This window comes from Novosphingobium huizhouense (assembly GCF_020179475.1).
Classification (GTDB): Bacteria; Pseudomonadota; Alphaproteobacteria; order Sphingomonadales; family Sphingomonadaceae; genus Novosphingobium; species Novosphingobium huizhouense.
On sequence record NZ_JAILXZ010000036.1, the window covers coordinates 1 to 286 of the forward strand.

At 60.1% G+C, this 286-nt stretch carries 1 protein-coding gene; it reads left to right on the plus strand.

Features of this window, described 5'->3' with window-relative positions; genetic code table 11:
- Nucleotides 1–142 precede the first annotated feature (142 nt).
- On the plus strand, nt 143–286 hold a 144-nt coding region (gene secG, locus K3A85_RS17870; protein WP_225207865.1), incomplete at its 3' end, for a preprotein translocase subunit SecG.

Sequence of the window (286 nt, forward strand, 5' to 3'; positions counted from 1 at the left end):
GGCACAAACCCGCCACCAACAGCGATTTGCCGACATTAGAGCCGGTGCCCTGAATCATTAATGCCGGCATCGGGACACTCTGCTTGCCTTCACCCTGATCGATGACTAGATAGGCGCGTCCGCAAATGAAAGGCCGAATTCCGTGGAAAACGTCGTGCTGACCATACATCTGATCCTGGCGGTGCTGTTGACCGGGGTCGTTTTGTTGCAACGCTCGGAAGGCGGTGGCCTTGGCGTGGGTGGCGGCAGCGGCGGTGGCGTCATGTCCGGTCGTCAGGCCGCGAAC